The sequence below is a fragment of the Kitasatospora sp. NPDC001261 genome, from assembly GCF_042896795.1.
Taxonomy (GTDB): Bacteria; Actinomycetota; Actinomycetes; order Streptomycetales; family Streptomycetaceae; genus Kitasatospora.
In genome coordinates this window covers 19,888-35,202 of the sequence record NZ_JBIAXP010000031.1, presented here as the reverse complement: position 1 = coordinate 35,202, position 15,315 = coordinate 19,888, and the positions used below count along the sequence as shown (strand labels likewise).

The 15,315-nt window shown below is 73.5% G+C and carries 16 protein-coding genes; 7 read left to right on the top strand and 9 right to left on the bottom strand.

Annotated elements, in window-relative coordinates; translation table 11 throughout:
* Positions 1-12: 12 nt before the first annotated feature.
* A complete protein-coding gene (locus ACFY4B_RS33690; protein WP_387974303.1) occupies positions 13-930 on the bottom strand; it encodes an NAD(P)-dependent oxidoreductase in 918 nt (305 codons plus the stop codon).
* 105 nt (positions 931-1,035) lie between these two features.
* Between ACFY4B_RS33690 and ACFY4B_RS33685 the strand changes: the two genes are divergently transcribed.
* A complete protein-coding gene (locus tag ACFY4B_RS33685; protein WP_049651069.1) occupies positions 1,036-1,383 on the top strand; it encodes a helix-turn-helix domain-containing protein in 348 nt (115 codons plus the stop codon).
* 51 nt (positions 1,384-1,434) lie between these two features.
* Here ACFY4B_RS33685 and ACFY4B_RS33680 read toward each other — a convergent pair whose 3' ends face one another.
* Both ACFY4B_RS33680 and ACFY4B_RS33675 read right to left on the bottom strand, forming a co-directional pair.
* Positions 1,435-1,857, bottom strand: coding sequence for a DUF350 domain-containing protein (locus ACFY4B_RS33680; protein ID WP_074002038.1), 423 nt, complete (start codon positions 1,855-1,857; stop codon positions 1,435-1,437).
* Between the two features lie 136 nt (positions 1,858-1,993).
* On the bottom strand, positions 1,994-2,482 hold the full coding sequence (locus ACFY4B_RS33675) for an LURP-one-related/scramblase family protein (protein WP_049651067.1): 489 nt from the start codon (positions 2,480-2,482) through the stop codon (positions 1,994-1,996).
* Positions 2,483-2,610: 128 nt separating this feature from the next.
* Here ACFY4B_RS33675 and ACFY4B_RS33670 point away from each other — a divergent pair, with 128 nt between their 5' ends.
* Complete coding sequence (locus ACFY4B_RS33670; protein WP_074002037.1) at positions 2,611-3,123, top strand: GNAT family N-acetyltransferase; 513 nt, start codon at positions 2,611-2,613, stop codon at positions 3,121-3,123.
* A 55-nt stretch (positions 3,124-3,178) separates the two neighbouring features.
* Positions 3,179-5,008, top strand: a complete 1,830-nt coding sequence (locus ACFY4B_RS33665; protein WP_387974299.1) for an NHL domain-containing thioredoxin family protein — start codon at positions 3,179-3,181, stop codon at positions 5,006-5,008.
* 73 nt (positions 5,009-5,081) lie between these two features.
* On the opposite strand, the gene ACFY4B_RS33660 is transcribed toward ACFY4B_RS33665, so the two are convergent.
* Both ACFY4B_RS33660 and ACFY4B_RS33655 read right to left on the bottom strand, forming a co-directional pair.
* The gene (locus ACFY4B_RS33660; protein ID WP_074002034.1) at positions 5,082-6,389 is read right to left on the bottom strand and encodes a M18 family aminopeptidase; all 1,308 of its coding nucleotides are present in this window, start codon (positions 6,387-6,389) and stop codon (positions 5,082-5,084) included.
* A 338-nt stretch (positions 6,390-6,727) separates the two neighbouring features.
* Positions 6,728-8,557 (bottom strand): acyl-CoA dehydrogenase, encoded by a 1,830-nt coding sequence (locus ACFY4B_RS33655; protein WP_049651063.1) that lies wholly within the window; start codon positions 8,555-8,557, stop codon positions 6,728-6,730.
* A gap of 213 nt (positions 8,558-8,770) precedes the next feature.
* On the opposite strand from ACFY4B_RS33655, the gene ACFY4B_RS33650 reads away from it, so the two are divergent.
* Together ACFY4B_RS33650 and ACFY4B_RS33645 are read left to right on the top strand one after the other, a co-directional pair.
* Positions 8,771-9,274: an SseB family protein gene (locus ACFY4B_RS33650; protein ID WP_049651062.1), complete on the top strand. Its 504-nt coding sequence runs from the start codon at positions 8,771-8,773 to the stop codon at positions 9,272-9,274.
* Between the two features lie 124 nt (positions 9,275-9,398).
* Complete coding sequence (locus tag ACFY4B_RS33645) at positions 9,399-10,358, top strand: pirin family protein (protein WP_049651061.1); 960 nt, start codon at positions 9,399-9,401, stop codon at positions 10,356-10,358.
* Between the two features lie 59 nt (positions 10,359-10,417).
* Here the strand turns inward: ACFY4B_RS33645 and ACFY4B_RS33640 are convergent, their stop codons facing one another.
* Positions 10,418-11,239: a protein phosphatase 2C domain-containing protein gene (locus ACFY4B_RS33640; protein WP_063780134.1), complete on the bottom strand. Its 822-nt coding sequence runs from the start codon at positions 11,237-11,239 to the stop codon at positions 10,418-10,420.
* Between the two features lie 203 nt (positions 11,240-11,442).
* On the opposite strand from ACFY4B_RS33640, the gene ACFY4B_RS33635 reads away from it, so the two are divergent.
* Positions 11,443-11,586 (top strand): hypothetical protein, encoded by a 144-nt coding sequence (locus tag ACFY4B_RS33635; protein WP_158077691.1) that lies wholly within the window; start codon positions 11,443-11,445, stop codon positions 11,584-11,586.
* Between the two features lie 112 nt (positions 11,587-11,698).
* On the opposite strand, the gene ACFY4B_RS33630 is transcribed toward ACFY4B_RS33635, so the two are convergent.
* Together ACFY4B_RS33630 and ACFY4B_RS33625 are read right to left on the bottom strand one after the other, a co-directional pair.
* Positions 11,699-12,307 carry a TIGR03086 family metal-binding protein gene (locus ACFY4B_RS33630; protein WP_387974294.1) on the bottom strand — a complete coding sequence of 203 codons (609 nt, stop codon included), beginning with the start codon at positions 12,305-12,307 and terminating at the stop codon, positions 11,699-11,701.
* Positions 12,304-13,170, bottom strand: coding sequence for an alpha/beta hydrolase (locus tag ACFY4B_RS33625; RefSeq protein ID WP_074002031.1), 867 nt, complete (start codon positions 13,168-13,170; stop codon positions 12,304-12,306). The genes ACFY4B_RS33630 and ACFY4B_RS33625 overlap by 4 nt, the downstream gene beginning before the upstream one ends.
* A gap of 165 nt (positions 13,171-13,335) precedes the next feature.
* On the opposite strand from ACFY4B_RS33625, the gene ACFY4B_RS33620 reads away from it, so the two are divergent.
* A complete protein-coding gene (locus tag ACFY4B_RS33620) occupies positions 13,336-13,977 on the top strand; it encodes a TetR/AcrR family transcriptional regulator (protein WP_074002030.1) in 642 nt (213 codons plus the stop codon).
* Here the strand turns inward: ACFY4B_RS33620 and ACFY4B_RS33615 are convergent.
* Positions 13,974-15,314, bottom strand: a complete 1,341-nt coding sequence (locus tag ACFY4B_RS33615) for an amidase (protein WP_387974291.1) — start codon at positions 15,312-15,314, stop codon at positions 13,974-13,976. The two genes, ACFY4B_RS33620 and ACFY4B_RS33615, sit on opposite strands and share 4 nt — an antisense overlap.
* Between the last annotated feature and the right edge of the window lies 1 nt (position 15,315).

Below are 15,315 nucleotides of genomic sequence, written 5' to 3'. Positions count from 1 at the left end.
ACCGGCCGGGCCTCACCGTCGCAGCAGGTCGACGACCCCGGTCAGGTCCTCCTCGCCACTGCCGATCTCCAGCCTGCGCTCCATCAACCGGAAGTACGGCTCCAGCAGTTCGGCGCTCACCCCCTGCTCCTCGGCGGTGCTCAGCAGCGTCTGCCGGCCGGCCACCTGCATCGCCAGGTTGGACACCACACCCTGGGTGTAGTCGCCGCTCTCCAGCTGCTCCGCGGTCCTGGCCACCGAGCCGGACATCGCGGCGAGCCAGCCGCCCAGCAGCGGCGCCAGCTCGCTCGGCGCCACGTCCTCGCCGCGGACCAGCGCGAAGGCGTGCGCGATCCCGGCGAACATCCCGTACATCCCGCTGAGCAGCGCCACGTCGTGCAGCGCCGCGTACCCGGCGTCCGCGCCCACGTACCGGGTGCCGGCCGGGACGGCGAGCGTGGCCCCGTGCTCCTCGAACAGCTCGGACGAGCCGCTGTAGAACACGTACGCCCCGGTCGCCGGGACGCCGATCATCGGCGGGACGGCCATGATCCCGCCGTCCAGGTAGCGGGCGCCGCGCTCCTCGGCCCAGGAGGCGCGGGCGCGGGCCTGCGCGGGGGTGCTGGTGACCAGGTTGACCAGGTCCTTGCCGGTCAGGTCGACGCCGTCCAGCGCCTCCGGCACGGAGGCGTCGTCGAGCAGGCAGACGACGACCAGCCGGTTCGCGGCGACCGCCTCCGCGGCGGTGGCGGCGACGGCGGCACCGCGGGCGGCGAGCCCCTCGGCGCGGGCGGCGGTGCGGTTCCAGACGGTCAGCGGGTGCCCGGCGGCGAGCCAGGCCCCGGCCAGCGCGGTACCCATCGCGCCGAGGCCGAGCAGGGTGAGCGGGGTGGACGGGGTGTTCAGGGCGGGCGTGGTCTCGGACGCGTTCTCAACGGGGTTGGTTGCCATGGCAGTCAGCCTCCGCGCTGCCCCCGGAAACGATCAAGTACGCACTTCGGAGTGGGTGGTTACCCTGGGGTCAGTATCCAGGTCGGAGGTTCGGAAGGGGTGGGCATGGCGACCGTGCCGAGGCCGGGGGCGTACATCTGCGGGACGGACGCCGCGATGGACGTGATCGGCGGCAAGTGGAAGGTGTCGATCCTCTGGGCCCTGGGCGAGCGCCCGCGCTGCCGCTTCGGCGAGCTGCGCCGGCTGCTGCCGGGGATCACCGAGAAGGTGCTGGCCGCGCACCTGCGCGAGATGGAGGCGCACGGCATCGTGCACCGGGAGGCGTACGAGGAGGTGCCGCCGCGGGTCGAGTACGCGCTGACCGAGGCGGGGCACCGCCTCAACACGGCGCTGGGGCCGCTGGGCGACTGGGGCCGGGAGCACCTCCTGGGCGGGGCGCCGCACCCGGCGTAGCGCGGCCGCACGGGGCGCCGTACCCGGCGTGGCGCGGCCCAGGGAAGGGCCCTACGCGATCGCGGCCGACACCACCGCCGCCACCGCGATGTTGCAGGAGGCGGACACCCACACCGCCGGGTGCGGCTCCGGCTCGACCAGGATCGCGCCGAGCTTTCCCGGCGTCAGCAGGTCCACCAGCCAGAACGCGACGGCCATCAGCACCAGCCCGAGCAGGCCGTAACAGGCCGTCGACAGCAGGCCCTTGGCGAAGTCGGCGTAGGTGTACATGATCGCGGTGAAGACGATGCCGCCGATGCCGAGCAGCGCGGAGCTGAGCAGGACGGCGGCGTTGCGGTTGCGCTCGACCCAGATCTGGTGGCCGAGCCTGCCGGGCGTCAGCAGGTCGACCAGGCCGATGCCGAGGAGCAGCAGCACCACGCCGAGGGCGCCGTAGGCCGCCGCCGCACCGAGCCCGTGCAGGATGTCGTTCATCGTGGTTCCAGCCCCCGGTCCGCTCACGCCAGCCCCCGACCGGCTGGTCAGGGCCCCCGACCGCCTTGGTCAAGGGTTGGCAAAAGATACCCCACCCGGGTGAGGGGCGGACCGGGATCCGGAAACCGGGGACGGGTCAGTCGTCCTCGTGCACCAGGTGGTCGACGCAGGCCGCGACGGCCAGCAGCAGGCCGGTGTCCGCGCCGTCGGCGATCTCCACCCCGTAGGTGTCGCGGATCCGGAACCACTTGCGGCTGATCCGGGCCAGGTCGTCGCCGTGCTGGTTCTCGATCCGGTAGTCCTTGTCGATCAGGTTGCCGTGGATCTTCAGCTCGCCGCCGGAGGCCAGCTCCACCAGGTACTTGTCCCGGAAGGGGGTGAACAGCTTCTCCCGGACGGTGGCGACCACCTCGCCGTCGGCGTCCTCGATCTTCATCGCGTCGCGGACGGTGAGCATCTTCTCCTTCACCACCGCGACCACCCGCCCGTGCGCGTCCTTCAGCTCGAAGGTGTCCCGCAGCCGCAGCACCTTGCCGTCCACCAGGTACGCCTTGCGGCCCCGGTCGTCCTCGATCCAGTAGTCGTCGCCGACCGCGAACAGCTTCTCCCTGACCAGGTACCGCACGTGCGACCTCCTCGTGTTGACGTCCGCCCCATTCGACCCCGGACCCCCGGCCGCGGGAAAGCACCGCCACGGGACGGCCGACCGGAAACCCCGTCGCACAACGGCCCCCGATCCCCTTCAATACGGCCATGCACCCTGACCTCACCACCGCCGAGCTGCGCAGCGAGCGCCTCGACCTGCTGCCGATCGCCCCCGGGCACGCCGAGGAGCTGGCGGCCGCGCTCGCCGACCCGGCCCTGCACGCCTTCACCGGTGGCCGCCCGGCCACCGTCGAGGAGCTGCGCGCCCGCTGCGCCCGGCTCGCCGCCGGCTCCCCCGACCCGGCCGAGGCCTGGGGCAACTGGGTGCTGCGGCTGCGCGCCGACGGCGCCCTCACCGGCTACGTGCAGACCACCGTCCGCCCCGACGGGGCCGAACTCGCCTGGGTGGTCGGCACCCCCTGGCAGCGCCGCGGCCTGGCCACCGAGGCCGCCCGCACCCTGCTCGCCCACCTCACCGCCGCCGGCGCCACCACCGCCGTCGCCCACATCCACCCCGACCACCACGCCTCCGCCAGGATCGCCACCGCCCTCGGCCTGCGCCGCACCGCCCACACCCAGGACGGCGAGACCCGCTGGCAGGCCGACCTCACCCGCCCGTAACCGCTCGTGGCCCCGCACCGGAATGCGGGCAGCGGGCGTGCGGTTTGATTGACGCATGGCATCTCGTGCACGTGTACGCGCCCCCGAACTGGTCGGGGCAGGCGGTTGGCTGAACACCGGCGGCAAGGAGCTCACGCTCGCCGACTTCCGGGGCAAGATCACCATCCTGGACTTCTGGACCTTCTGCTGCATCAACTGCCTGCACGTCCTGGACGAGCTGCGGGAGCTGGAGGAGGCGCACCGCGACACCGTGGTGATCGTCGGGGTGCACTCGCCGAAGTTCGTGCACGAGGCCGACCACCAGGCCGTGGTCGACGCCGTCGCCCGCTACGAGGTGCACCACCCGGTGCTGGACGACCCGGCGCTGGCCACCTGGAAGCAGTACGCCGTCCGGGCCTGGCCGACGCTGGTGGTGATCGACCCGGAGGGCTACGTGGTCGCCCAGCACGCCGGTGAGGGGCATGCCCACGCGCTCGCCCGGCTGGTCGAGGAGCTGGAGGCCGAGCACGCCGCGAAGGGCACGCTGCGCCGCGGCGACGGCCCGTACGTGGCGCCGGAGCCGACCGCGGGGGCCCTCAAGTTCCCCGGCAAGGCGGTCCGGCTGCCGAACGGCCACTTCCTGGTCGCCGACTCCGGCCACCACTCGCTGGTCGAGCTGGCCGAGGACGGCGAGACGGTGGTGCGCCGGATCGGCGACGGGCAGCGCGGGCTGGTGGACGGCGACGGCTCGGACGGCGCCGGCCCGCGGTTCAGCGAGCCGCAGGGCCTCGCGCTGCTGCCGGAGGGCTCGGCGTACGACGTGGTCGTCGCGGACACCGTCAACCACGCCCTGCGCGGCGTGCGCCTCGCCGACGGCCTGGTGACCACCCTGGCCGGCACCGGCCGCCAGTGGTGGCAGGGCTCGGCCACCGAGGGCCCGGCCCGCGAGGTGGACCTCTCCTCGCCGTGGGACGTCGCCTGGTTCGACGGCCGGGTGTGGATCGCGATGGCCGGCGTGCACCAGCTGTGGTCGTTCGACCCGGCCGCCGACACGGTCGCGGTCGCGGCCGGCACCACCAACGAGGGCCTGGTGGACGGGCCCGCCGCCGAGGCCTGGTTCGCCCAGCCGTCCGGCCTCGCGGTCTCCGCGGACGGCGAGCGGCTCTGGGTCGCCGACTCCGAGACCTCCGCGCTGCGCTGGGTTTCACGTGAAACAGGGGCGGTCCGGACCGCCGTCGGCACCGGCCTGTTCGACTTCGGCCACCGCGACGGCGCGGCCGACCAGGCGCTGTTCCAGCACCCGCTGGGCGTCACCGTGCTGCCGGACGGCTCGGTGGCCGTCGCCGACACCTACAACCACGCGCTGCGCCGCTACGACCCGGCCAGCGGTGAGGTCAGCACGCTGGCCACCGACCTGCGCGAGCCCTCGGGGGCGGTGCTGGTGGACGGCGACATCGTGGTGGTCGAGTCGGCCCGGCACCGGCTGACCAGGCTGCGGCTGCCGGAGGAGGCGGTGCGGGTCGAGTCGGTGGCGCACCGCACCCGGCGCGCGGCCACCGAGGTCGCCCCGGGCGCCTTCCGGCTGGACGTGGTCTTCGAGGCACCGAACGGCCAGAAGCTGGACGAGCGCTACGGCCCGTCCACCCGGCTGCTGGTCAGCTCGACCCCGCCCGAGCTGCTGGTCTCCGGCGCGGGCGCGGACACCGACCTCTCCCGTGAGCTGGTGCTCTCCGCCGAGGTCGCCGAGGGAGTGCTGCACGTCTCGGCGATGGCCGCCTCCTGCGACGACGACCCGGAGATCGAGTACCCGGCCTGCCACGTGCACCAGCAGGACTGGGGCGTGCCGGTGAAGCTGGTCGCCGACGGCGCCCGCCGCCTCCCGCTGGTCCTGGCCGGGATGGAGTAACCCGGAACAACGCTCGGCAGAACAGCGCGAAGGGGCCCGGCGGACGACCGCCGGGCCCCTTCCGCGTCCGCCGTCAGCCCTCCAGGAAGGCCTTGAGCGCGCTCGCCAGCAGGTACGGGTCCTCCGCGCCGCACAGCTCGCGCGCCGAGTGCATGGAGAGCGCCGCGATGCCGCAGTCCACCGTCTTGATGCCCAGCCGCGCCGCCGTGATCGGGCCGATCGTCGTACCGCAGGGCATGGCGTTGTTGGAGACGAAGGTCTGCCACGGCACGCCCGCCTTCTCACAGGCGGCCGCGAACACCGCCCGCCCGACGCCGTCGGTCGCGTAGCGGTTGTTGACGTTGACCTTGAGGATCGGCCCGCCGTTCGGCATCGGGTGGTGGCCCGGCTCGTGCCGCTCGCTGTAGTTCGGGTGGACGGCGTGGCCCATGTCCGAGGAGAGGCAGACGGTGCCGGCGAGGGCCCGGGCCCGGTCCTCGGTGGTGCCGCCGCGCGCGTGGACCGTCCGGTCCAGCACGGTGCCGAGCAGCGGGCTCTGCGCGCCGGTGTCGGACTCGCTGCCGGTCTCCTCGTGGTCGAAGGCGGCCAGCACCGGGATGTACGGCAGGCTGGCGGCGCCCTCGGCGGTGGCGACGGCGGCGAGCGCGGCGGTGGCCGCGTGCACCGAGAGCAGGTTGTCCAGGCGCGGGGCGGCCAGCAGTTCGCGGTCGCGGCCCAGGTAGGAGGCGGGCTGGACGTCGTGGGTCATGAGGTCCCAGCCGGCCACGTCGGCGGCGTCCAGACCGGCCCGCTGGGCGACGTAGGAGATCAGCGCGCCCTCGTCGACCGGGCCGAGGCCCCAGATCGGGGTGAGGTGGCGCTGCTTGTCGAGCTTCATGCCCTCGTTGACCTGGCGGTCCAGGTGGATGGCGAGCTGCGGCACGCGCAGCAGCGGCTCGTCCAGCTGGACCAGCCGGGCGGTGCCGTCCTTGAGCGCGAGCCGGCCGGAGAGGCCGAGGTCGCGGTCCAGCCAGGTGTTCAGCGGGACGCCGCCGTAGATCTCCACGGCGACCTGCCGCCAGCCCTCCGAGCCGGTGTCCGGCACGGGCTTGACCCGCAGGTTGGGCGAGTCGGTGTGGGTGCCGACGATCCGGAACGGCGTCTCGGGGCCCGCTCCCTCCGGCAGGTACCAGGCGATCAGCGCGCCCCCGCGGATCAGGTAGCGCCCGCCGGCCGCGTCGTCCCACGCGTCCGTCTCGGCGACCTGCCGGAAGCCCGCCTTCTCCAGCCGCTCCGCGGCGCTCGCCACCGCGTGGTACGGGGAGGGTGAGGTGCCGAGGAACGCGATCAGGTCGTCGCTGTGCGTCCGGTCGAAGAATGCCTGGCGGGCGGCGGTCGACATGCTGCTCCTGGGTCGAGTGAGGGCCGAAGCCGGATGGGGAGTCGGCTTCGCACCTGAGCATATGCCCGTACACGGACAGGGCATTCGGAACACCTGGTTCGGTGCACGACCCGGACACGACCGTGAACCGCCGCGCACGGTCGGAGCTTTCCGCCGCCGGACGCACGCCCGGACGCACACCCGGACGCCCGCCCCGGCCACGGCCCCGGACGCCCGCCCCGGCCACGGCCCCGGACGCACCGAAGGGCCCGGTGGCAGCCGGGCCCTTCGGTGCGAGGGTGTGTCAGGCGGTTCGAGGGGTGCGCGGGCCCGGACGGGCCCGGCGGTCCCGGACGGGCCTAGAAGGCCTCCTCCGCCAGGTCCATGATCTCGTTGTCGATGCCCTCGGCGATCAGGCGCTGCGGGGCGACGGTCGGCAGGACGTTCTTGGCGAAGAAGCGGGCGGCCGCGACCTTGCCCTGGTAGAACGGGACGTCCTTCTCGGAGGCGCCGGCCTCCAGCTTGGCCAGGGCCACCACGGCCTGGCGCAGCAGCAGCCAGCCGACCACGACGTCGCCGGAGACCATCAGCAGGCGGGTGGTGTTCAGGCCCACCTTGTACATGTTCTTGACGTCCTGCTCGACCGAGGTCAGGTCGGCGATCAGCTTGCCGACGATGGCCTCCAGGTCGCCGGCGGCCTTGGCGAGCAGCTTGCGCTCGGCGGCCAGGGCGTCGCCGCCGGCGGCCGAGTCGATGAACTTCTGGATCTGCTCGTTCAGGGCGGTGAGCGCCTGGCCGCCGTCCTTGACGATCTTGCGGAAGAAGAAGTCCTGGCCCTGGATCGCCGTGGTGCCCTCGTACAGGGTGTCGATCTTGGCGTCCCGGATGTACTGCTCGATCGGGTACTCCTGGAGGTACCCGGAGCCGCCGAAGGTCTGCAGCGACTGGGCGAGCTGCTCGTAGGACTTCTCCGAGCCGTAGCCCTTGACGATCGGCAGCAGCAGGTCGTTGAGGCGCTCGGCGGCCTCGTCGTGCTCGCCGCGCAGCTTGGCGGCCATCATGTCGTCCTGGGTGGACGCGGTGAACAGCACCAGCGCGCGCATGCCCTCGGCGTAGGCCTTCTGGGTCAGCAGCGAGCGGCGCACGTCCGGGTGGTGGGTGATGGTGACGCGCGGGGCGGTCTTGTCCAGGAACTGCGAGATGTCGGCGCCCTGCACGCGCTCCTTGGCGTACTCCAGGGCGTTCAGGTAGCCGGTGGAGAGGGTGGCGATGGCCTTCGTGCCGACCATCATCCGGGCGAACTCGATGATCTTGAACATCTGGCGGATGCCGTCGACCTTGTCGCCGAGCAGCCAGCCCTTGGCCGGGTGCTTGGCGCCGAAGGTCATCTCGCAGGTGTTCGAGGCCTTGAGGCCCATCTTGTGCTCGACGTTGGTGGCGTAGACGCCGTTGCGCTCGCCCAGCTCGCCGGTCTCCCAGTCGAAGTCGAACTTGGGGACGATGAACAGGCCCAGGCCCTTGGTGCCCGGCTTGCCGCCCTCGGGGCGGGCCAGCACCATGTGGATGATGTTCTCGGACATGTCGTGCTCGCCCGAGGTGATGAAGCGCTTGACGCCCTCGATGTGCCAGGAGCCGTCCTCCTGCTGGATCGCCTTGGTGCGGCCGGCGCCCACGTCGGAGCCCGCGTCGGGCTCGGTGAGGACCATGGTGGAGCCCCACAGGCGGTCGGTCATCCGCTTGGCGACCTCGAGCTGCTCCTCGGTGCCCTCCTCGGCGATGACGCCGGCGAAGGCCGGGCCGGAGGAGTACATCCAGATGGCCGGGTTGGAGCCCAGGATCTGCTCGGCGAAGGCCCAGATCAGCGAGTTCGGGGTGACCTGGCCGCCGATCGACTCCGGGATGCCCAGGCGCCACCACTCGGCGTCCATGAAGGTCTGGTAGCTCTTCTTGAAGGTGGCCGGGATCGGCGCGGTGCTGGTCTCCGGGTCGAAGACCGGCGGGTTGCGGTCGGTGTCGGCGTAGGACGCCGCGAGGTCGTTCTCGGCGAGGCGCGCGATCTCGCTGAGGATGTTCTTCGCGGTCTCGACGTCCATGTCCGCGAACGGTCCGGTGCCGTACACCTGCTCGCGGCCGAACACCTCGAAGAGGTTGAACTCCACGTCCCGCAGGTTGGACTTGTAGTGACCCATGGCCGTTATCTCCGGTTCGTCGCTTCCGGGAGACCGCCGCGTTCCGGCGTCCCGTACCCACCAGTAGGCATCATGATGCTACCCAGCGGTAACTTGGGCAAGCCCCCGCCGGCGAATCCGCTATGAACGTGGTCACGTCCCACAGCCGACGCGGCCACTCCTTGTCAGGATCGGTGCCAGCGGAGAGGGGTGCGCTCCCGCTAGCCTGTCCGTGTGTACGGATATGACCAGAACACATACCCGGGCGACCCCTACCAGCAGCAGGCGGGACCGCAGCAGGGCATGAACGGCATGCCCGGACCCGACGCCTACGGCGGGCAGTCGCAGGCCCCCCAGCAGTCCCTGTACCCCGAACCCTCGCCGCCCTCACTCGCGGACGCCGTCCGGGCCTTCACCACCGGCTCGATGGCGGTCGAGGACTTCCAGGCGATCTTCATCACCTCGAAGGTGCACTGCCCCCGCGGCGACCGCCCCGGCTTCCTGGCGCTGCACAACACCCCGACGCCGGTGATCCCGATGTTCAGCTCGCTGAAGGAGCTGCGCCGCTACGCCGGCAAGGACTCCAAGCACTTCACCGTCACCGGCGCCGAGGTCCTGGACCTGCTGCCGACCGGCTACGGCTTCGCGCTGGACATGGAGGGCGAGCACCGGATGGTGTTCGACGCCAAGGCCGTCGAGCAGATGGTCGACTTCACGATGCGCCGGATGTACGGCTGACCCATGCTGGACGAGGAGCCCCGCGCTCCTTCGTCACTACATAGTTCAACTTTCAACTTGCTTGTTGTTGAGGATTGAACTAACCTCATGGATGTAGGCCAGACACCCCCCGAAGGAGGCCGACATGCCCGCCGTGACCGTCGACAACCCGCTGACCCTCCCGCGCGTCACCACGCCGGACCCCGCCGTCACGAGCGCACGGCCGGTCCTCACCGTGGCGACCGCCCCCGAGGGCTACGAGGGCGAGGGCTTCCCCGTCCGCCGCGCCTTCGCCAGGATCAACCAGAAGTACCTCGACCCGTTCATCATGATGGACCAGATGGGCGAGGTGGACTACGCGGCCGGCGAGCCCAAGGGCACCCCCTGGCACCCGCACCGCGGCTTCGAGACCGTCACGTACATCATCGACGGAACGTTCATCCACCGGGACTCGCACGGCGGTGGCGGCACCATCACCGACGGCGACACCCAGTGGATGACGGCCGGCTCCGGCCTGCTGCACATCGAGACCCCGCCGGAGTCCCTGGTGCAGTCCGGCGGCCTGTTCCACGGCCTCCAGCTGTGGGTCAACCTGCCCGCCTCGGACAAGATGATCACCCCGAAGTACCAGGACATCCGCGGCGGCAGCGTCAAGCTGCTCAGCACCGAGGACGGCGGCGCGCTCCTGCGCGTCATCGCCGGCGAACTGGACGGCCACCAGGGCCCGGGCACCACCTTCACCCCGATCACCATGATCCACGCCTCGATCAACCCCGGCGCCCAGATCACCCTGCCCTGGCGCGCCGACTTCAACGCCCTCGCCTACGGCCTCGCCGGCAACGGCTCGGCCGGCACCGAGCACCGCCCCTTCCACCGGGGCCAGGCCGTCGTCTTCGGCGACGGCGACTCGATCACCCTGCGCGCCGACGAGAAGCAGGACTCCCGCGACAACAACTTCGAGGTCGTCCTCCTCGGCGGCCTCCCGATCCGCGAACCCGTCGCCCACTACGGCCCGTTCGTGATGAACAGCCACCGCGAGCTCCAGCAGGCCATGGAGGACTTCCAGGCCGGCCGCCTCGGCACCATCCCCGCCGACGGCCACTGAGCCCGCCCGCTCGCGAGGGCCCGGACCGCACCCGGTCCGGGCCCTCGCGCGTCCACCGCCTACAGCAGCGCGTACAGGGCCGAGGCGTCGTCGTGCGTCTTGCCGCGCGGCCAGCGCTCGCAGCCGGCGTCCGCCCGCTCCACCGCCCGGACCTGGGCGATCAGCTCGCCCGGCCCGGACTCGGCGAGCAGCCGCAGCACGTCGCCCCAACTGCCCAGCCCGAAGCGCTCGGTGTAGCGCGAGGCGCCGTCGGTGAGGGCGGCCAGCGCGTGCAGCCGGTCCAGCCGGACGGAGCCGGTCTCGGCGTGCTCGGCCGCCCGCGGGCTGGCGGCGGCGATCCACGGGCCGTTGCCCCGGTTGCGGGCGGCGCGCACGGCCAGCACGTACTCCAGGTGCAGCGCGGCCCGCTCGGCCGAGCCGGGGACGGTCTCCCAGACCTGCCGGCGCAGCTCCTCGCCGCCGGGGAAGCGCTGGTTGTCCCCGATCACCTTCGGCGGGCCGTCCTTGAACTCCAGCACCAGCAGGGAGTCGCCGAGCACCAGGTACTCCAGCGCCTCGCCGTGCCGCCGGGCCGCGACGACCATCGCGGCGGGGGTGTTCGGGTGGGCCAGGTCGCAGCGGCCGCCGTGCAGCGCGGCCGTCTCCACGATGGCGTCGGCCAGGCAGTCGGCGATCGAGCGGTCCGCCCGGTCGGTGAGCCGGGCGAGCAGGTGCACGCCCAGCCGGCGCACGTACCAGGCCGTCCCGTGCCGGCACCCGGACTCCAGGCCGACCGGCGAGCTCGCGCCGTCCAGCAGGACCAGCGCCTCCGGCGAGGCCACCGCGAAGTCCTCGCTCTCGCGGTCGGGCCGCCGTGCTTCCCCTGCGAGCTGTAGCTGCATCCCGACAGTGTGGCCGCCGCCCCCGGCCCGCGCCCAGACCCGTGCGCCGGTGTGGCGCGGGCCGGGGGCCGGCGCCCGGTGGCAGCCGGGGTGATTCGGCCATACCGTCGGACAGTGACCGGACGATTCGGCCAATCGGAGCGGGTCGGGTTTGGGATCACCTTCGGGTGTCCGGGCGGCCCGCGACTGACGAGGAGCGGAAGATGTTCTGGGAGTTCATCGTGTTGCTGGCCGCCTCGCTCGGCTTCCCGACCGCCGCACTGCTCTTCCTGATCGGCGGCCCGCGCTTCCCCGACGAGCAGCGCGGCCCCGAGAGCCGGGGCGCCGGGGCCGCCCGCCGCCCGTAGGGCCTGCCCGACCGCGGACGCGGGCCGAAGGCAGGCCCCGGGGTTTCCGGAATCCCCTGTGTTCCGGAAACCCCGGGGCTGTGTTCCGGAAGCCCCGGGGCGGACAGGGCCGTTACGGCTTCCAGGCCGGGTCGCGGCCGAGCAGTGCCAGGGCGCGGTCGAACCGGCCGGTGCCGCCGCCGGGTTCGAGCCCCGGGGCGAAGGCCCGGCCGGGCGCCCGGTGTTCCTCGGTGTTCGGGACGGCCTCGGTCACCGTCAGCAGCGCGGTGGCCAGCGCGTCGTCGCCGTCCACCGCGGCGACCAGCGTGTCCTGGGTGCCGAGCGCGGCGGCGACGTCCCAGCCGTGCACCAGGGTGTCCAGCAGGTGGAAGCCCACCGCCTGGGTGAGCGGGAAGGGGCCGCCGTCGCGGATCTCGGCCAGCCAGATCGGCCGGTCCGCGGTGGCCGCCTCCCGGAAGGCCGCGGTGAGGTCGGTCCCGGTGCGCCGGAAGGCGCCCGCCGGGTCGGCGCCGAGCGGGGCGTCCGCGAACAGCGCCAGGTCCGGCCCGGCGCCGCGGGCGGCCGCGGCGAAGCCCTGGTGCTGGCCGACGCAGTGCTCCAGCAGCTTGCGCAGTGTCCACCCCGCGCAGGGGGTGGGCAGGTCGAGCTGGTCCGGCCGTAGGCCGTCCACCACCTGGACGGCCAACTCCATGGCCTGTGCGTGCAGTTCGACGATCCTCATACGACAGCGACCTCCCGGCCGGCAGAGATGAATCCGATCACCTGATCAACAACGGTCGGCTCCGCGATAATCCTGCTGTGGCCCAGGCCCTGAGTGATGGTCAGCTCCAGCCGCTCCCCGTACGCCTCGCGCAGCCGGTACGCCTCGCTCGGCGGGACGACGGTGTCGCCCTCGTCGTGCACGACCAGGACCGGCCCGTCGACCGCCTCGACCCGGCGGGCCGCGTCGAAGCGCTCCCAGCCCCCGGCGTCCCCACCGAACAGCTCCCGCTCGATCCGCTCCCGCAGCGCCCGCTCGACCTCGGCGTCCAACCCGAGCCCGGCACAGAAGGCGGCCGGGAAGAAGCCCACCCGGGACACCCCGGAGACGGCCGCCAGCCGGCCCGCCCGCAGGCCGTCGGCCAGCGCCCCGAAGGCCGCGCAGACGCCCAGCGAGTGCGCCAGCACGGCCTCGAACGGCCCGTACCGCTCCTGGAGGCTCAGCGCGAGCTCGCGGTACTCCGGCACGCCGGTGGTCCGGCCGCCGGAGTCACCGTGGCCCGGCGCGTCGAAGGCGACGACGCTCAGCCCGAGCGCCCGCAGCCGGGGCACGTACGGGGCGAACCGGGAGGCCCGGGAGCGCCAGCCGTGCAGCAGCAGGACCGGCCGCTCGCCGCTGCCCCAGCGGTAGCCGACCACCGCCTTGCCGTTCACGGCGAGCCGCTCGGTGGCCGCCCGCCCGTGCACCTCCCGCTCCGACGCGCGCACCCGGCTGCGCCGGACCGGGTGCGTGAACAGCTCGAAGGCGGCCCGCCCGGCCAGGCCGGGGGCGAACCGGGCGGTGGGGTTGAGGGTCGTACGGATCAGTCCGCGGGTCGGGTCCATCGGGTCTCCCTGCTCTCGCGCTCCTTGTCCTGCCTCGTTCGCGGCGAGATATTAGCACGACCGTTCGTGCAGTTTTAGGGTTCTCCGGGGCCGCCCCGATGCACCCACTACCCTGGGCGGCACGCAGGGCGAGCGGAACAGACGAGCGGAACAGGGGCGCGGACGATGGCCGGAACGACCACGGACGGACGGGTCCTGCGCGGCGAGGAGACCCGCCGCGCGGTGCTGCGCCGCGCCGTCGGGATCGCCTCCGTCGAAGGCCTGGACGCGCTCTCCATCGGCCGCCTCGCCACCGACCTCGGGCTCAGCAAGAGCGGCGTCTTCGCCGGCTTCGGCTCCAAGGAGGAGCTGCAGCTGGCCACCGTCCGCGCCGCCCGCCGGATCTTCGCCGACGCCGTCGTCGCCCCGGTCGCCGACACCCCGCCCGGCCTCGCCAGGGCCCGCGCCCTCTGCGAGAGCTGGCTGGCCTACTCCCGCGCCCGGGTGTTCCCCGGCGGCTGCTTCTTCTACGAGGTCACCGCCGAGTTCGACGCCCGCCCCGGCGCCGTCCGGGACGCCCTGGCCGGCTGCGCCCGGGAGTGGTCCGACACCGTCGTCGAGACCCTCGCCGCCGCCCGGGCGGCCGGCGCCCTGCGCCCCGACACCGACCTCGGGGACCTCGCCTTCGCCCTGATCGCCGTCCTGGAGACGGCCAACTCCCAGGCCGTGCTGCACGACGAGGACACCCCGTACGAGCGGGCCGGCCGCCTGCTGCTGCGCCTGCTGCGCGCCGAGGCCGCCGACCCGGCCGACCCGGCGCTCGCCTAACGCTCCGTCAGCACCCTTTCAACGAAGGCTGCTTGGGCCAGCAGAAGCTCGTCCCCGCCGGGCGCGCCGACCACCTGGAGGCCCAGCGGCAGCCCGTCCCCGGTCCGCCCGGCCGGCAGGCTCAGCGCCGGGCGCCCGAGGAAGCTCCACGGCAGCGACATCACCGCGTCCCCCGTGCTGTGCAGGCCCTCCGGCGCCCCGCCGGTCGCCGAGGGCGCCAGCCACAGGTCCACCCCGGCCGCCGCGCCCGCCGCGGCCACCCGCTCGCGCAGCCGCCCCCGGAACCGCAGGGCGGCCTCCCGGTCCTCGGCCGCGACGCCCCGGCCGACCCGGATGCCCGCCGCCGTCTCCGGCCGGTAGAGCCCGCCGAAGCGGGCGAACCAGTCGGCGTGGCCGCGGGCCAGCTCGAAACGGTTGACCGTCTGCAGCTGCCGGGCGACCTCGGCGAAGTCCGGGAACAGCTCGACCCGGCGCACCGTGAGCCCGGCCCGCGCCAGCCGGGCCAGCTGCTCCTCGAAGGCGCGCAGCGCGGCCGGCTCGGCGCACTCCAGGTACGTCCCGTCCGGCACCCCGAGCACGGGCGGCCGGACCTCCCCGGCACCGATCCGGTCCGGGGAGGGAAGCCGGCCGTCGCCCCGCCAGTCGTCGCAGAGCAGCGGGGCCGCCAGGGCCGCGCCCGCCAGGTCGGCGGTGAAGGTCCCCAGGGTGTCGAGGCTCGGCGCGTTCGGGATCACCCCCGCGATCGGGATCCGCCCGTACGTCGGCCGGAAGCCCACCACCCCGCAGTACGCGGCCGGGCGGATCACCGAGCCGACCGTCTGGGTGCCGATCGCCAGCGGCACCAGCCCGGCCGCGACCGCCGCCGCCGAGCCGCTGCTGGAGCCGCCCGGGGTGTGCCCCGGCCGGTGCGGATTGCGGGTCGGACCGGGGGCGCTCGCGGCGAACTCGGCGGTCACCGTCTTGCCCGCGACCATCGCCCCCGCCGCCAGCAGCCGGTCCACCACCACGGCCTGCGGCCCGGCCAGCACCCCGGGCGGCAGCGCCGAACCGCCGTGCGTGGGCAGCCCGTCCACGTGCACGATGTCCTTGACGCCCACCGCCACCCCGTACAACGGCGGCCGCCCGTCGGGCTCCGGGTACCGCACGGCCAGCTCGCGCGCCCGCGACCGCAGCCGGTCGTACCGCCCGGGCTCCGGCACGAACGCGTGGATCAGCGGGTCCACCCGCTCGACCAGCGCGCACAACCGGTCCACGTACTCGGGGAGTTCCGGCACACCGGCGCGCAGCCCGGCGGCCTCATCGGTCAACGGCGACGGCCGGACGAGGGATTCCTCCATG